The organism is Pseudoalteromonas sp. GCY (assembly GCF_016695175.1).
In the GTDB taxonomy this organism is placed as follows: domain Bacteria; phylum Pseudomonadota; class Gammaproteobacteria; order Enterobacterales; family Alteromonadaceae; genus Pseudoalteromonas.
This window is the reverse complement of sequence record NZ_CP068023.1, coordinates 1,769,334-1,785,832: the sequence shown is the minus strand read 5'-3', so window position 1 is coordinate 1,785,832 and position 16,499 is coordinate 1,769,334. Positions and strand designations below refer to the sequence as shown.

Genomic DNA, 16,499 nt, shown 5'->3' with positions numbered 1-16,499 from the left:
GTGAAAGGGATACAGGTATAGTGATTTTAGTCATTTACTAATTGCATTTTTTACATCCGCTATGAAATCGATTACTGAAGAAGATTTGTTTGTTCTTACCGTTGAATCTGGCAGCCTCAAATCTGCGGCTGAAGTGATAGGTACCGATCCCTCCTCGGTAAGCCGAAAGCTCGCAAACTTAGAAAGTCGATTAGGAGTAAAGCTTTTACAGCGCTCCACTAAGCAAACGGCCGCAACTGAAGTTGGGCTTGAGTACTATAAAGGTATAAAACAACTACTAGATGAAAAAAGGGAATTAGAAGAGTCGATTTCGGGCACCTCAGCACTGCCTTCTGGCACATTAAGGGTTGCAGCTCCACAAGACTTCGCCGAGCGCTTCATTGCTCCTGTGGTACAAACCATGATAACCACCTATCCAGACCTCAATATCGAGTTACTGCTCGGCAGTCATTTTGAAGATCTCAAGGCTAAGCAAATCGATATTGCAATTAGGATTGGCAAACTGGATGATTCCTCCTTGATTTGCCGACAACTAGGCCAAGTACCAAGGGTCTTGGTGGCCTCTAAATCGTATATTGAGCGCATGGGACAACCACAACGCTTTAGCGATTTAAGCAAACTGGACTTTATCTTTTACAATAAACCTAAGCTTGGTGATCAGCTCATTCTCGGTAAAGGCCTGCATCGTGAAGCCGTTGCGGTAAGTGGTAAACTCGTCGCCAATAGTGTTGCAGTACTAAAAAATTGGGTAAACGCTGGCCTTGGTGTGCATTACGGGCCGCTATGGGCATTTAAAGATGAATTAGCTATGGGCAGTTGTGTACAGCTACTACCTGAACTACACGATGAAAGTTATCCTATTCACGCACTGTACTTGTCGAAGCAATATACTCCCGCAAAGGTACGGGAGTTTGTTGCGCTATTGACTTCAACCTATCAGCAATACCGCTTCGATTGAATCAAACTAGCCAATTTCAAACGAAGTTACCCCGAACACTTGCATTAATGGCAAATCGGGGCGTTCACCGGTATACATTCTCGCGGTTTCAAAAGAAAGCGACATCTTGTACTTTTGTGCAAGCGCAACAGCAACTGCATTTACTTCTGGCACATCCAAGTAAATGGCCTCAGTTGCTGATACCTTGGACCTAAGCGCTAAGAAGAGTGTTTCTGCATGTTCTGCGCTATCAGCGTAAAGAGGACCTATTTTATAGCCAACGTGACAAGGGCGGATCACACCTATGGCTGCAAGTATGTCACCCTGCTTAATACCCAAAGCGTAGCAGTCCGGCTGGTTAATCCAAGCATTAACAAAGGCTACTCTTTTTGCTGGGAAAAACGCACTGTCGTACGCAATGACCTCTTCTATCGGTAATCTTTCAAGTACCACTAAGTTTGAGCAATCTGGCGCTTCGCCACCACCCACTCCTTCGTAGCGAATATTACGATAGGCGAGCTTAAAATCCGATTTTTTGTAATTCTCTTGCTGCGCGACCACTCCATCCAGTGCGACGTTACAACCAGCTAAATATTGAAGTCCTGCCTGCCAAATCTGCATCCCATAACCCTGACCTCGATATTCTGGTTTAACAATATAAAAGCCTAAAAAACCAAATGAATCATCGTACTTAACCACCGAAATCGAAGCGATAGGCTCATCGCCTAGATAGCCAATTAAAAAGCCATTCGGATCGGCCTGATAGTAGCACTGTGCGTCGCTAAGCCCAGGATTCCACCCTTCTTGCAGAGCCCACTTTGCTGCAATTTCTAATTCAGTTAGGTCCATTACTTTTATTTTAAATGCTCTATTTTCCATGGCGTATCTACTTTCCTCACCTGATGTAGCTTGAATTATAGCGGACAATCCTGCACTGCAATGGCCCAGTGATAGGCATAATAAGCCTCAAATTTGGAGCAAATATAAAGGGAGAAATATAAAGGACAGGCACACTAAGGAGAAATATAAAGGACAGGCACACTAACGCCCGAACTGTTATTACACTGATTGATTTTCCACACGCATCGCTATATGGTGTGCACCACAAAATAAACCATAAAAAGGAGTTGTTTTATGGCCCTCTACATTAAAGATTCGGCGCTCGCATGCCCTGCGACAAAAGTGTTACAAGCGACTGATTTTTACAAGCCATTCCCGAGCAGCCAAGAGGTCGCGTTTAATGACAATCAGCTATTACCAATAGGACTACTTGCCTATTCAAAGTTAGACGTAAACAGCGATGATAATGTACTTATCGCATTACCGATTTCTATGGAAATTTTTGATGGCGACCTTCCTTATATTTCCTACTCACTGACAGACATTGGGTGGCAGGTTGACGCTCACAATGTTGACAATCTAAGTGAAGAGAATGAGGGTTTCGAAGACTATAGCGAATATTATCAGCAAGCAGCCAGCTTCTACGCCAAACATCAACGACTTAACTACTCTCTTGACGAAAACGATGAAAGCGATCCGCTATTTGAATTAGGTGGCCAACCCATACTCGGTTGCAATTGGGACGCCTATTTGTGGGATGAAGAAGGTGATGATGAAACGCGCTATTTTGACGCTATGGATGAGCAAAGCGGCGAGAATTACAGCCACTACTCCACTCGTGAAATTGGCTTTTTTGATGAAGAGCATGACGTAGATTTTACGTACCTTGGCACCTTCTGCTTCTCCACTTATTTTGAGGGCGGTGGTGAAGGGATTGTTTTTTATAGTGCTAAGCACAAGAGAGTATTGGTTATCGCCGAGTTTTCTTAAGTTCAATTAAGAAGCTTAGCTGTATCAATTAAACTCTCTCAAGGCACGATAACGAAAGTCGCCGTGCCTTTTCATCCTCTGTTAGGTCAGGTCAACAACGACCCTAAGCAAACTTTAAGTGAACCGACACACCCGTTTCGCCACTTTCAATCATCACCTCCACAGAAAACTTCTCACAAAGACGCTTTACTAGCGATAACCCAATGCCCGTGCCTAAACTATTGGGACCCCGCATTCCAGACTCAAAGGCCTGCTCGTTTGCCGTAAAGGTCTGTGGTAACCCTCGGCCATTATCCGCAATCGTTAGTGTGTTATCTCGATAACGAATATGGATTTGCTCACCTTGGCTATGATGCACAGCGTTCTGTAACAGGTTTTGCACCACCAATCTTAGCTCCTGCGCGGCCATAGGAACAAATACATTGCCAGGTAAGTCAATACTTAGGACTTTATGCTCAAACAGCGCTTGGTTATTGATAATGCAGGCTTCAATCACGGATTGTAGATTAGTCTGCTCCGGTGTATCTGCTTTTTCCCGAGCAAGGGCTAGTAGCGCTTCTAGTGTTAGCTGCATCTGCTGATCAGACTCCGCTATTCTTGCAACCAGCTCTTGCTGTTTACTATTTAACTCGGTGTGGTTGAGTAAACTGACCGCCCCTTGGGAAATGGTGACAGGTGTTCTCAATTCATGGGAAATATCTCTGGTAAATTGGCGCTCACGCTCGACGAATGCTCGAATGCGAGCAAGGGCTGATTCAAGCGTTTGTGCAAATTTACCAATTTCATTTTGCGAAAACTGAGATGCAAAATTGGTCGGTAGGTTTTCAACGGGACTCGCCTCTACAATTACCATTAGCTCATCCAAAGGTTTAAGTAGTCTTTTCGCGAGCTTTACTGTACCGAGCGCTAACAATAACGCAATTATTAGTCCAATCGCCAATAAGGTCAGTGAAAAACCAAGCATCAAACCTCTAAGTTCGCGTACCACAAGATGGCCGCTTACTTCAGCAAGCAATATGCCTTGTCCACGGTCATCCTTATTTAGAAAGGCGATATGATAATGTTTACCCGCCTCTGCACTAAACTCTTTGCGGTTTGGCTCCTCTGCGAGCAGTGTTTTCACAACCGTGGGCAACGTCTCGGTTGTAGGATGAAACGTGACGAAGTCAAAATGCGCTTTTGGCGTCTCGTTATTGACGATTTGAAGCGCTATCTGCTTTCTTTCATCCTCTAAAATTTGATAAAAAAAGCTGTCTTCTATGATGTAGCTAAAAAGCAAAGTGATCAGTGAGAATAATACACTGAGCAGCACGACGATAGAGACAAAATAAGTGATGATGCGGTTTCTTAGTTGTTTTGTTTTCATTTTTCTCGGTTGCTATTTCAGCTATAAATCCAGCACTAAGCCAACGCTGTGAATGGTTTTAATAATGGCAGTTGGAAATGGCTTATCTACCGCTTTGCGTAATTGATAGATGTGTGACCGTAAAGAATCAGAGTCGGTGCCTTCCTCGCCCCAAATACGCTCAACAAGCTCACTCTTTGATACCGCTCGAGGGTAACTTTCCATCAGGATTTTAAGAATATTGAACAAAATTGGCGGTAACACGAGTGCAGTCTCACCCCGCGTTACCGTTTGATTTTGGTAATTGAGCGTAACCTGTTTATCTGCGTCCCCTACACTTAGTGTTCTTGCAGCAAATGTGGGATTTAATCGGCAAGTTAATGCGCTGACTCGAGCTGCTAGCTCCTCTAGCGAAAAAGGTTTGGTGAGATAATCATCCGCACCCTGCGCAAATCCTGCTAATTTATCGTCCAATGTATCTCGAGCAGTCAACATTATGATGGGAATGTGCCTGTCGGCTTTAATCCTTAACCGCTGACAGACCTCAAGCCCTTCAATATCTGGCAGCATAATATCCAAAATAATACAGTCAAAATATTGCGTTAATGCAAGCTCACAACCCTGCTCCCCCGTATAGGCAAAATCCAGACTATGCCCCTGCATATCGAAGTAATCAGCTATATTACTTGCAATCGCGGGGTTGTCTTCAATCACTAAAATATTGAGTTGTGAGCTTGTTTTCATTAATACCAACCTTGTAGTTTTGTATAGTAGCCTTCTGGCAAAATATGCTCACCTTCAATCACCACGTGATGTTTTTGAACACTCGCAAGTGCTTCGAATAATGCTTCATTTTCACGTTCACTCGCGTATTCATCGTTATCAGCCGAGACCAACCACACCTTGGGAGAATCAACAGCCGTTGCGAAGTTTTTAATCGCCACTCGTGCCACCGCGTTAGTCAGGTAAGGCGGCACAATTGATAACACATTATCTACTCGTTTATCCAGTGCTGCTAAAATTAAACTGATTTGACCTCCCATGCTATATCCCGCAACGCTGATTTGGTTTTGATCAAATTGCGGTTGGGTTGCAATCCAGTCAAGCAGTACCCTGTGGTCCTTTACCGAATCGATAACCATGTTTTCGTATGGTTCGCGTTTTCCCCACCAATCTAAATCATGCATAACATCAATAAGGTTATAGTCTGGATTTTTACGTTTACCGTGGTTTCTCGAGTCGATAGCGATAACAGCATAACCTTTTGCTAGTGCCATTTTGGTAAGTTCATCCGTTTGCTCGTATGTGTCGCGTCCTTTAAAGCTCTCTTGTATCCAGCGCACATCACTTCGACCCATACCATGGACACCCACCATAACAGGAATTGGTTTAGTCTCATCATAATTACTTGGGTAGAGAATATGCCCATTGACTTTATCGCCATCAAACGTTTTGTACTCAAGCGCAAAGTGATTGGCTTTTAATGGCGATAGATTTACCTCCACCGCTTTTTGCTCATAGCTATATATTTGCGTTAATTCCTCCGACGTAACGCTGTATGGTTTTAATCCAAAGACTGCGTACCAAACAGCGGCAACGCCTGCAATAATTCCAGTAACTACTAACATTGTTTTTCTCCAGCTTTGCTTAACCATAAACTTTCTCCTTTAGTGAAATCAGATTCTCCGCCGTACCGTGCTTTTTAAGCGCTGTTTCTAATGTGGATTTTGCGCCAGACATATCATTTAGTTTGAGCTGTGCATTTATTAGTGCTTCGTACAGCATGGGATGATCAATATCTGCAAGGGTTAACTGCATCAACTCAACGGCCACTGCGAGTTGATGAGCAGTTTGCGCATGCTGCGCTTGATATAAACCAGAGATCCCAAGTAACATAGGATCAAACGATGACTTATCCGCTAAATAACGCGCCTTCGCTTTGCTGCTATCTGAAAAAAATTGCTCTACCAACAAGATACTTTCATCGTCTTTGAAACGAGGTAACTCGCTTACCGTCAGACCTAGCGCCGCAACCATCGCTTTGGCAGTATCTACCGTAGAAAAAGGGTTTTGCCCTGTGATCAATTGACCGTCAATACTGACCTGATTCAACATCAAACCGTCTTGCACAAACGATGCACCACGCTCAATGAGTTTATCTTCAAGTAGGAATGGAAACTGTTTAGTCCACTTTTTACCAAAAGCTGCTTCTTCTTCGTTAGTAAAGCCATTTACCCGCTTACCAGCGATTAAGTACTCACCATTTTCAAGTTTCACATCCACCAATGCCGCAGGACCATGGCAAACCGCACCAATTACGCCGTTGTTAATGTAGATATCACGAATAATTGCCTGTAACGGCTTGGAGCCATGCAAGTCGAACATTGGGCCTTTGCCGCCAACCACAAACACAGCATCGAATTGCGCGGGCTCTAACTCACTCAGTCTTTTAGTGTTTTTAAGCTGCGCCATCGCAGTCGTATCGTTACTGTATGCTTGATTGTAGGATTTATTCTTATCGAACTTATCGGCCATTGGTTCACCGCCCTTTGGCGAGGCTAACGTGACTTTTACGCCATTTTGTTTGAACACAGCATACGCTTTACTGAGCTCATCAAATTCAAATCCGGGTTTGCTTAAGGTGCCATCAGCCCCCATTTCGCCATAACTACTGAGCACCATGAGCACATGAGGTGTGTTTTTATCTTGTGCAACCGCATTGATTGAAGTTGCTGACAACGCAGCAACGAGAGATAAGGTTAATAGTGATTTGTTCATCATCCTGTCCTCGGGCCTGTTGACCCTTGTGTTGTTTTGTTACAGACACTTTATGCGGACAGGTGTGAAATGGATGTGAAGTGAAGTCAATTCACATTATTAAAAAACAAAAAACAGTTAATTATGATGTTAAAGGCTTTGGAAATTTAGCTCTTACGTCGTCTATTAAGCGCTTGCGCGAGCTACGTTCAAGCTCATGAGGCGCGAATAAGGCACTTGCCTCATCCAATAAATCGACCACTTGGTGAAGGTTGGTTAGTTCATCTGGGCTCAAGTGTTCATCTCGTGCCAAATACTCGTTGATGATAACAATAGCGGCTTCTTTATTCGCAATATCCTCAGGTAAACCCGTTTTAGTACAAAGTCCATAAATACCGCCAAGGAAGTGTTGCCATTCACTTTCTAAGTGTGCGTCTATGTCTTGATCCAGTTTTGCATCTCGCGGATTAAGACCTTGCGCTTTTAATCTATGCAGTTGGTCTTTATAACGTTTACTGAAGAGTGCAAAGGCTTGTGCTTCATCCGTTACTTGCGACACAGCACCAAGCCACACTAAAGCGCCTTGCGGATAAAATTCTAGGCTGCTTTCATCACTGTGCTCGCCAAAGAAAGAGTCGCATTCGAGCTTTAATGCTAACTTATAGGCGGCCTTTGGCATCAAACGCTTTTCAATTAACGTAGCCAATTCAAGGTAGGATAACTGCGACTCGCGCAGCAAGCTCTCTTTGGTAATAAAATGCGTCTGCAGATAATTAAGTAATTCCATTGATTATTCCTTTGCATTTGTTAGCTTTATTTTTGCCGTAAGCGCAGTCGCGATGATAATCAAGCCAAGCAAGTTGATGTTTACGGCTATGGTTTCTAGGTTCAACTGAACCGTTAACAGCAGCCCTGATGAAAATTGGACTAGCGTATCATCGACGACTACGCCAATGGACATGAGCGCGCCGATCACCGCTGCCCAATTTAAGGCCCTGAGTTGCTTTTGATATAACTTAAACGCGACCATCAAGCATAAAAAGCTTGCTGTAAAGTCCAGGATTAACGTCAATTCCAGATGGTTAAATACACCCAGTACTGACAATACAAACCCTGCCAATCCAGCTGCGGCTAATAAGAAGGTAGTGATTTTTGAACTGATGATGTGATGAGAGAACATTGCTTTTATTATTTTTAGTTAGGTCAGCAGCAGTATAACTGCTAACCCTTTGAGTAAAAAATATTATTTGACCTTGCTCACCATTTCTTCAATATATTTAATAGCAATAAATGGATCTGTTTCATCAAACAGGTGAGACGCGTATTCCATGGTAATGGGCGTGACATTGTCGCCAATTTTTTGCAGCTTTATTTGGGCGTCATTCCAAGTTTGGGTGTAAATATCGACATCAGCATAACTCATACCTGCTGAGCGAATCGAGACATGAGGGATCCCACGGGACAATATGGTAACCGGCATTTTTCGACTGATTTTGTACATTGCTGTATGGGAAGAAGCCTCTTCAAAATCTTCTAGCGAATGGGTATTACGCTCCCAGTTGATGATCCAATCCATGATCTTCCAACCCGCTTTAGACATCTTACTCTTCATATCTTGATACCAAGACTCATGAGCAATATCGATAAGCACCATACCTTTCACTTTTTCGGGGTTTCGATTGGCATAAGCTCTTGCAACAAACCCACCAAAAGAGTGAGGCACAAGCACTAATTTATCCATTTCGGTAGCCTTAGTGAATGCCTCAAGCTCGTCCGTAAGCTCCAGTATCGTGCGCACTCGAGGCTTTGCAAAAGTGCTTTTCCCGGTCCCTGCTCTGTCATAAAAACACAAGCGATACCCTTTTGGCTCTGCATTATGGAAGGTATTTTTATAGGTTTCATGGGCATCCAGCCCCATCCCGGCGAGTAGAAGTGCGGTAGTCTCTCCTTCTCCCTTACAGGCGTAGGCAAGTTTGTTACCGTTTAACTCCACAAATTGATAGTTATCTTGGTGCGTTTCTTGGTTGGCACTGGCCACTGAGCTGACCGCAACAAGCCCTAGTACTGCTGATGTTATTGTTTTCATTGTCCTTTCTCATTTTTAAGTTTTCCCAATAACATACTAATTAGTTCACTTAACAAATGCAATAAAGTTTCAGAAACTTCTGAAACTTTATTAACTCAACGTGTAAATGAAATAAGTAACATAGCCCATAAACAAGATACCACCTTCTCGACGACTAAGCTTCAGGCCTGAAATAAGCAGTGGAGTACAAAGTAAAGTTGCAACGATCATGACTGAAACATCCGCACTTAGCATACGATTTGTCACTTCCAAAGGGCTATCGCTGATAAGTCCCGCAACACCTAGTACACCAAGTAAATTGAATAAGTTACTGCCAATCACATTTCCTACCGCAATATCAGCATGCCCTTTTATGCTCGCCGTTACTGAGGTAACCACTTCTGGTAGCGAAGTACCTATTGCAATAATGGTTAAGCCAATCATCACTTCATCCACCGCTAAAGTACGAGCAAGTTGCACCGCGTTATCAACCATCAATTGTGCACCAAATATCAACAAGCCAAGCCCTAAAATAAATTGCACCGTGTTAACAGCGCGCTCACGCCAGCGGTTTGGTTGTTGCGATAACGCTGGTTCATCATTTTTGTGACTAAGCGCACGACCTTGCACAAATAAATACACAACATAAAGCAACAAGAGCAAACTCAGCAATCCAGCATCAAACCGGCTTAGTGCGCCATCCCAAACCAACGCAGCGACAATAAAACAGGCGATCACTAGCATTGGAATATCTCTTTTTACCAATACTTGTGAAACCACCAGCGGTGCTATCAGCGCTGATATACCCAATATAAATAAAATATTAAAGGTGTTACTGCCTAGCACGTTGGCAACAGCTAGGCTGCCTTGCCCTGCAACTGCAGATTGCACACTGACCGCAAGCTCAGGAGCACTGGTACCAAAAGACACAATCGTTAAACCAATTAGTAAACTGGGTACGTTGAAACTTGCAGCCAGTTTAGATGCACCCGCGACTAAACGATCAGCACCAAATACCAACAGTGATAAACCTAAAGCGATATAAATAATATTGATTGTCATCGATGCAAACCTTGCGTTTTGATGGAACGTTAACTAGAAAAAACCACGAGAGTAGAATTTACTACTCCTTGTTTACACTCACTTAATTCACGTTATAGCGCAACTAAACTGAGGGAAAGATTTGTCACTCTTGACGAGCAAAATAACTCATTAGACTGAGACTTTCTATTTGTGTCTAATGCGCGAAAATTAATTAACCTGAACTCGGGATAAAAAGTTAGTTAATCAACTAAAATATCCATGCTCAAAAGCGTAATATCGCTCTGGCCAGATGTTATTTCTTAATACAAGGCAAATTTGTGCGTCAATAGCTGGCCTATTGCAAACAAATTTAACGCTGTAGTAAGGGATAACAGCTGCCAGAGAATAAGTTGTTATGCCGAGTTCAGGTTAATTCTACCTATCACTCAGTGAGTAGCCGCCAATGATGGCGCACTGCAGGCTGAACTCTAACTTACGTTAAGGAACTTGAATGACCAAATTTACCTCTTCTGAGCAAGCACGTGAATGCTACAACGTGCGCCACTGGAGCCAAGGCTTCTTTGGTATTAATGATCAGGGAGAGGTTACTGCGATGCCGAACCAACAGCAGCCACAGCACGCCGTAACTCTGACAAACATTGCACAACAAATTAAATCTGAGGGTTATACCCTACCTGCGCTAGTGCGTTTTCCACAAATTCTAGAACAGCGCGTACATAATATTGTTGGTGCGTTTAATCAGGCGATTACTGATTACAGCTACCCAGAAGATTATTTATTGGTTTACCCAATTAAAGTAAACCAACAAAAAGAAGTCATTGAGGGGCTTATCGCAAGCCAAGCGGCCAGCGATAAAAAACAGCTTGGCTTGGAAGCTGGCAGTAAAGCTGAGTTACTTACCGTACTGGCGCTCAGTGAAAAAACCAGCGCAGTGATCGTATGTAACGGCTACAAAGACAGAGAATACGTCCGTCTTGCGCTTATCGGTGAAAAATTAGGTCATCAGGTTTATATCGTTTTAGAAAAGCGTTCTGAGCTCGACATCGTGATGGCAGAGGCCAAAGCACTCAACGTTAAACCACGTTTAGGCTTACGCGTACGTTTGGCATCGCAAGGTAAAGGTAAATGGCAAGCAAGCGGCGGCGAAAAGTCCAAATTTGGTCTGTCTGCATCGCAAGTCCTAACGGTTGTTAACCAATTAGAGCAAGCTGACATGCTAGACGCGCTGCAATTGGTGCACTTTCACTTAGGCTCGCAAATGGCCAATATTCGTGACGTGCGCGTTGGTGTGGGTGAAGCCGCTAGATTCTACTGCGAATTACGCCGTTTAGGTGCAAACCTGCTGAATTTAGACGTAGGTGGCGGACTTGCAGTAGATTACGATGGGACGCGCAGTCAGTCGTCCAACTCGATGAACTACAGCTTAGCTGAATATGCAAACAACATCGTTTACACCGTAGGCGATACCTGTAAGCAATACAATCAGCCAATGCCAAAGATCATCTCTGAGTCGGGTCGTGCGTTAACTGCCCACCATGCGGTATTAATCACCGATGTGATTGGCACCGAAAGCTATCAAGTAGAAGAGATAACGGCACCGGTAAGTGACGCCCCAAGATTACTACATAATATGTGGACGTCTTGGCAGGCGCTCAACGAGCAGAGTGATGACCGCGCGTTGATTGAAATTTTTCATGATACGCAAGGCGACTTGGCAGAAGTACACAGCCAATTTGCGATGGGCCTATTAAGCCTTGAGCAAAGAGCATGGGCGGAGCAAGTAAATCTGCGCGTATGTTATGAGCTGAACAAGCGTATGGACAACAAAAACCGTTTCCATCGCCCAATTATTGACGAACTCAGTGCTAAGCTTGCGGATAAATTCTTTGTGAATTTCTCGCTATTTCAATCTTTGCCAGACGCTTGGGGTATTGAACAGGTATTCCCTGTCCTGCCACTCAGCGGGTTAACAGAGGCGCCAAAGCGCCGCGCGGTATTACTGGATATTACCTGTGATTCTGACGGTACGGTGGAGCATTATGTGGATGGCCAAGGTATTGAAGCCACGCTACCAGTACCAGAGTTTTGCAAAGATAAACCCTATTTATTGGGATTTTTCTTGGTGGGTGCATACCAAGAGATTTTAGGTGACATGCACAACCTATTTGGCGACACCCACACCGTTGTAGCCACATTAGATGACCAAGGCGAATTGGCGCTTGGTAATGTTGATGCGGGCGACACCGTTGCCGATATGATGCGTTATGTACACCTTGATGTTGAACAATTTAAGCGTAACTTTGCCAACTTAGTTGAAAGCAAACTACCGCTTGAAGAACGAGCTACTTGCCTGGCAGAGCTTGAAACCGGCCTTGACGGCTATACTTATTTGGAAGATTTTTAACCCATGAGCCACTTATTCGATCACACCGATCATTCTCTGTACTCCAACGGCATGACGTTTTTACGTCAGCCAATGGTACGCAATATCACAGATATTGATGCAGACGTTGTGGTACTTGGCTTGCCATTTGACTTGGCAACCTCTGGACGCCCAGGCGCACGCTTGGGTCCAGATGCAATCCGTCGCGCATCCGTGCACTTAGCTTGGGAAAGTAAAAAATACCCTTGGTCATTTGCATTGTGGGACAAAATTAAACTTCAGGACGCCGGCGATTTCACTTACCCAGTTGGCGATCCTGAGTATTTCACTGCGCAACTCGAGCTAGCCGCTCTGCAAATTTTGCAGCAAGGCAAAACGCTATTAAGCCTAGGCGGCGATCACTTTGTGACCCTGCCACTGCTGCGTGCTCACCAGCAAATTCACGGTAAAATGGCGCTCGTACATTTTGATGCGCACACAGACACGTACAGCCAAGGCTCACGCTATGATCACGGTACTATGTTCTATCATGCCCCCATTGAAGGCCTAATAAGCCCAGAGCATTCAATGCAAATTGGCATTAGAACCGAGTACACAGAGCAAGGCCACGAGTTTGGCGTGATTGACGCTATGACAGCAAACGACTTAAGCGCTGAAAAAATAGCAGCGCAAATCAAAGCACGCGTCGGCGACTTGCCGGTGTACTTAACCTTTGATATCGACTGTCTAGACCCAGCATTCGCACCAGGCACCGGCACCCCTGTATGCGGCGGCCTAACCAGCGACAAAGTGCTGAAGATTTTACGCGCACTGCAAGGGCTAAACATGATAGGCATGGACGTAGTAGAAGTCTCCCCTTCCTACGACCAAAGCGAGCTCACCGCAATCGCCGCCGCCACCATTGCACACGAACTACTGCATCTGTGGGCTGTAAAGCATAAATAACCGGATGCGGGTTTGGACTAAGCCACCTTAACAAGGTGGCTTTTTTGTTTGGGGTTTGGGCTTTATCGTCAAGTGACAGTATCGCCAGGTCAACGCTCGAAAACATAACTTCTCGGCGGGTAAACCGCCTCCTACAAGACTGTTTACATCCTCACTCAAATTGCGTTAACCACTCTTTTAACACACCATTTAACAATGCTTGCTGTTCTCTACTCATCCCTTCAACCAATTGGGCTTGAATGGCGATATGCGGTTCAATCAGCTCTTCAATCAGGGCGAGGCCTTCGGCTGTCAATTCAACTGTTACACTGCGGCGGTCTTCTATACAGTGCTCACGCTTAATAAGGCCTTTTGCCGCTAGCTTATCTAAACGATTGGTCATCGCACCAGAGGTGAGTAGCATGGTTTTAAATAGCTCTGATGGGGTTAAACGAAATGGTTTGCCGCTGCGGCGCAAGGTAGCTAACACATCAAATTCGCCCAAATTTAAGCCGTATTGCTTGTGCAGCTTTTCAACTTCGGCTTCCATATGTTTAGCTATGCGCACTAAGCGACCCATTATTGCCATGGGCATTGTTTCTAACTGTGGTTTTTCGCGAGCCCACTGCTCTTGTACTCTATCAATTGCATCCATCAATATTTGCCCCGACTACAAACTTTGTAAAGAAATATCTTAACATAAAGATACTTTACAAAAAGTGTTTTTAGTAATACCTTAGCGCAAAGTATCTCAACATAAAGATAATTAATGTGAATATACTCCTCGCGATGATCCCTGCATTTTTATGGGGCACCACGTATGCGGTGACACAATACACCCTTGCGGACTGGCCGCCTCTTTTACTTGGCGCTATTAGAGCGCTGCCGGCTGGGCTTATTTTGCTGGCAGTTAAGCCGAGTTTGCCAAAAAAAGCGGACTGGAGAACACTATTCGGCCTTGGGGCGATTAATATCGCGGCCTTTTTTAGCATGATCTTCGTGATGTCGTTAACGCTACCATCTGCCATATCTAGCGTGGGCATGGTGTCTGTGCCGGTGTTCGCCATGCTTTATCATTGGTTAGTCAACAAGCAACGCCCGGGATTGGTGCAAGCGTTATGCGGCGCGGCGCTTATTGTGTTGGCTTGGTCGCTATTTGATCCGAGTTCACTGAGTTTAAACCCTCTTGGTTTAGCGGCAATACTTGCGGCAATAACCTGTATCGTGATCGGCAGCTCAATCACTAAGTCTCTTGGTGATCGCATGCATTGGTGGACAGTGTTAACTTGGCAGCTCATTATTGGCGGCGTTATTCTCACGCTCGCATCAAGCGTTCACGGTGTTATTGCACCAGCTAAGTATATTGCGGCTTTTAACAATTTCTCGACGACCAATCTCAGCGGCATATTATGGGTTGTGCTCCTGAACACCGCGCTGGGTTATAGCTTGTACGTGTGGTTACTACAACGTATGTCTGTGGTGGACTTTACCTTTGGTGGTATTGCAAATCCGATTGCGGGTATTTTGACGGGGCTGGTGCTACTGGGCGAGACGTTCACGCCGCTTCAGTATAGCTTGATGGTTGGCATGATTGTAATGCCGCTATTGCCGCAAATTATCGTCACCACCCTACGAAACCGAGCTGTGCCTACAAAGTGTGAGGTAAACTAATCAGAGGAGCGCATAGCAACTATGCGCTCATTCCCTTAAATAGACGAAATTAAAGTGCGAGTCGATAGATATATAGCGACTCGTCACTTGCTACGCCCAGATCATTGACACAGGACTCAACAAACTGGCCGCCTATTTTTTCAATGATCCGCTGGCTCGCAATATTTGACTGTAAACATTGAAACTCCACAGTTTTAATATCACTTACCTCTCGAAGCTTGGCAATAACCTGTTCAAGCACTAGACCGATTAAGCCCTGACCTCTTGCCTTTTCGCCAAGCCAATAGCCAATTTCGGCAGTTTGCGTTTGAGCATCCATATATTTGATCCCAAACACACCACAAAACTCGCAATTAAATTCAATAGCAGACCAAAGTCCGCCGACTTGGTTGTTTATACGTGTGTCGATGTAACGCTCTGCATCAGCCTCGGTATGTAATGTCGCAACCCACGGCAGCACATTTTGTAAACTTGCGCGACTACTTTGTACACAATCAAATAATGGCTTTGCATGCGTCAAAGCAAGGTTTTGTAGTTTGAGATTGGCAGAAATATCTAGTTGCACGGGATGTTCAGCTCCATTTAATCACCTTTATTCAAATACAGGTCTAAAGAAGCAGCGTTCATAGCTAATTATGCAACCGGTATCTTCTGCAAATTTAATTGCAGCCTGACACTGTGCATCTTGAAACGACTCGTTGCGATACGTTTCATAGGCCGCCAAACTGGGAAAGGTGAATAATGCCAAGGCAATATTACTTGCACCTTCCGATGGTAAAAAGTAGCCATTATGCTGCCCACCAAAGCGATTGACGAGTGGGATCCACATTTTGGCATATTCCTCAAAGTCAGCAATTTTTGCCGGATCAACAACATATTTTAAGTAGCAAGTAACCATACAACCTTTCCTTTTTGTTAAAAACACCAGTTTCACATTGCTCTATACACCGTTAGACAGTGTGCGAGATTACTTTAAGCGTTAATAACATGAAGTTAAAGTGATATGGGACTATCTGTCTCGATTAAATGCTCAACTCAAGGTATTAACTCAGCGTAATGCTACTGACAGTAACTGACACACCGAGAGAGTATCGTAGCTGCAACTTTTAAAAAATGATGGAATTCCATGATGGTCACCGTTGATTCTTTGGTGTTATATGTAAGCGATATCGAGCTTAGCGAAGCGTTTTATAGACAGCTATTCCAATGTGAGACTGTAAAGCTTTCTCCAACTTTTGTTTCTATGAAGTGTGCAAACAACATCTCCATTGCACTTAAACAAAACACAGCCCTTACACCACCAAGTCGCATTACCGGGGGCGGTACTGAAATCTCTATTATGCAACCAAGCCAAAAGGCGTTTTTTGCTTTATACGATACATGGAAGTTACTAGATATTGAGTTTGCTCAGGTCCCGCAAGCCGAGGTATATGGCGCTAGTTTTATCGTATTAGACCCAGATAAACATCGTATTCGCGCGTTTGTCGTAAATGAATAAATTTGGCAAAAGCAGCTAGCGCTTCAAGGTGTAACAGGTCTTGAC

18 protein-coding genes are annotated in these 16,499 nt (G+C 44.3%); 6 read left to right on the top strand and 12 right to left on the bottom strand.

Features of this window, described 5'->3' with window-relative positions:
* The first annotated feature begins 61 nt into the window (after positions 1-61).
* Positions 62-958 (top strand): LysR family transcriptional regulator, encoded by an 897-nt coding sequence (locus JJQ94_RS13120; RefSeq protein WP_099029727.1) that lies wholly within the window; start codon positions 62-64, stop codon positions 956-958.
* A gap of 6 nt (positions 959-964) precedes the next feature.
* Here the strand turns inward: JJQ94_RS13120 and JJQ94_RS13115 are convergent, their stop codons facing one another.
* Entirely contained in the window at positions 965-1,816 is an 852-nt protein-coding gene (locus JJQ94_RS13115; RefSeq protein WP_099029728.1) for a GNAT family N-acetyltransferase, read from the bottom strand.
* Between the two features lie 255 nt (positions 1,817-2,071).
* Between JJQ94_RS13115 and JJQ94_RS13110 the strand changes: the two genes are divergently transcribed.
* Positions 2,072-2,767, top strand: coding sequence for a hypothetical protein (locus JJQ94_RS13110; protein WP_099029729.1), 696 nt, complete (start codon positions 2,072-2,074; stop codon positions 2,765-2,767).
* A gap of 103 nt (positions 2,768-2,870) precedes the next feature.
* Here the strand turns inward: JJQ94_RS13110 and JJQ94_RS13105 are convergent, their stop codons facing one another.
* The 8 genes from JJQ94_RS13105 to JJQ94_RS13070 all read right to left on the bottom strand — a co-directional run bounded on the left by JJQ94_RS13105 (position 2,871) and on the right by JJQ94_RS13070 (position 9,996).
* Positions 2,871-4,133, bottom strand: a complete 1,263-nt coding sequence (locus tag JJQ94_RS13105) for a sensor histidine kinase (protein ID WP_099029730.1) — start codon at positions 4,131-4,133, stop codon at positions 2,871-2,873.
* A gap of 21 nt (positions 4,134-4,154) precedes the next feature.
* A complete protein-coding gene (locus JJQ94_RS13100; protein WP_099029731.1) occupies positions 4,155-4,856 on the bottom strand; it encodes a response regulator transcription factor in 702 nt (233 codons plus the stop codon).
* Positions 4,856-5,767, bottom strand: a complete 912-nt coding sequence (locus tag JJQ94_RS13095; protein ID WP_099029732.1) for a dienelactone hydrolase family protein — start codon at positions 5,765-5,767, stop codon at positions 4,856-4,858. The genes JJQ94_RS13100 and JJQ94_RS13095 overlap by 1 nt, the downstream gene beginning before the upstream one ends.
* Positions 5,760-6,893, bottom strand: coding sequence for a type 1 glutamine amidotransferase domain-containing protein (locus tag JJQ94_RS13090; protein ID WP_236596608.1), 1,134 nt, complete (start codon positions 6,891-6,893; stop codon positions 5,760-5,762). Before JJQ94_RS13090 ends, JJQ94_RS13095 begins: the two co-directional genes overlap by 8 nt.
* A 118-nt stretch (positions 6,894-7,011) precedes the next feature.
* The gene (locus tag JJQ94_RS13085; RefSeq protein WP_099029734.1) at positions 7,012-7,656 is read right to left on the bottom strand and encodes a DUF6058 family natural product biosynthesis protein; all 645 of its coding nucleotides are present in this window, start codon (positions 7,654-7,656) and stop codon (positions 7,012-7,014) included.
* Between the two features lie 3 nt (positions 7,657-7,659).
* The gene (locus JJQ94_RS13080) at positions 7,660-8,049 is read right to left on the bottom strand and encodes a hypothetical protein (RefSeq protein ID WP_099029735.1); all 390 of its coding nucleotides are present in this window, start codon (positions 8,047-8,049) and stop codon (positions 7,660-7,662) included.
* 63 nt (positions 8,050-8,112) lie between these two features.
* Positions 8,113-8,955: an alpha/beta hydrolase gene (locus JJQ94_RS13075; RefSeq protein ID WP_099029736.1), complete on the bottom strand. Its 843-nt coding sequence runs from the start codon at positions 8,953-8,955 to the stop codon at positions 8,113-8,115.
* A 90-nt stretch (positions 8,956-9,045) separates the two neighbouring features.
* Positions 9,046-9,996, bottom strand: coding sequence for a calcium/sodium antiporter (locus JJQ94_RS13070; RefSeq protein WP_099029737.1), 951 nt, complete (start codon positions 9,994-9,996; stop codon positions 9,046-9,048).
* A 472-nt stretch (positions 9,997-10,468) separates the two neighbouring features.
* On the opposite strand from JJQ94_RS13070, the gene speA reads away from it, so the two are divergent.
* Positions 10,469-12,382 carry a biosynthetic arginine decarboxylase gene (speA, locus tag JJQ94_RS13065; protein ID WP_099029738.1) on the top strand — a complete coding sequence of 638 codons (1,914 nt, stop codon included), beginning with the start codon at positions 10,469-10,471 and terminating at the stop codon, positions 12,380-12,382.
* Positions 12,383-12,385: 3 nt separating this feature from the next.
* Positions 12,386-13,306, top strand: coding sequence for an agmatinase (speB, locus tag JJQ94_RS13060; protein WP_099029739.1), 921 nt, complete (start codon positions 12,386-12,388; stop codon positions 13,304-13,306).
* A 151-nt stretch (positions 13,307-13,457) separates the two neighbouring features.
* Here speB and JJQ94_RS13055 read toward each other — a convergent pair whose 3' ends face one another.
* On the bottom strand, positions 13,458-13,940 hold the full coding sequence (locus JJQ94_RS13055; protein WP_099029740.1) for a MarR family winged helix-turn-helix transcriptional regulator: 483 nt from the start codon (positions 13,938-13,940) through the stop codon (positions 13,458-13,460).
* A 116-nt stretch (positions 13,941-14,056) separates the two neighbouring features.
* Here JJQ94_RS13055 and JJQ94_RS13050 point away from each other — a divergent pair, with 116 nt between their 5' ends.
* Positions 14,057-14,956 carry a DMT family transporter gene (locus JJQ94_RS13050; RefSeq protein WP_172439910.1) on the top strand — a complete coding sequence of 300 codons (900 nt, stop codon included), beginning with the start codon at positions 14,057-14,059 and terminating at the stop codon, positions 14,954-14,956.
* Positions 14,957-15,005: 49 nt separating this feature from the next.
* Here the strand turns inward: JJQ94_RS13050 and JJQ94_RS13045 are convergent, their stop codons facing one another.
* Both JJQ94_RS13045 and JJQ94_RS13040 read right to left on the bottom strand, forming a co-directional pair.
* A complete protein-coding gene (locus tag JJQ94_RS13045; protein ID WP_099029742.1) occupies positions 15,006-15,521 on the bottom strand; it encodes a GNAT family N-acetyltransferase in 516 nt (171 codons plus the stop codon).
* A 27-nt stretch (positions 15,522-15,548) separates the two neighbouring features.
* Positions 15,549-15,854 (bottom strand): NIPSNAP family protein, encoded by a 306-nt coding sequence (locus JJQ94_RS13040; protein ID WP_099029743.1) that lies wholly within the window; start codon positions 15,852-15,854, stop codon positions 15,549-15,551.
* Between the two features lie 228 nt (positions 15,855-16,082).
* Between JJQ94_RS13040 and JJQ94_RS13035 the strand changes: the two genes are divergently transcribed.
* Positions 16,083-16,454, top strand: coding sequence for a VOC family protein (locus JJQ94_RS13035; protein WP_236596607.1), 372 nt, complete (start codon positions 16,083-16,085; stop codon positions 16,452-16,454).
* The last annotated feature ends 45 nt before the right edge of the window (positions 16,455-16,499 follow it).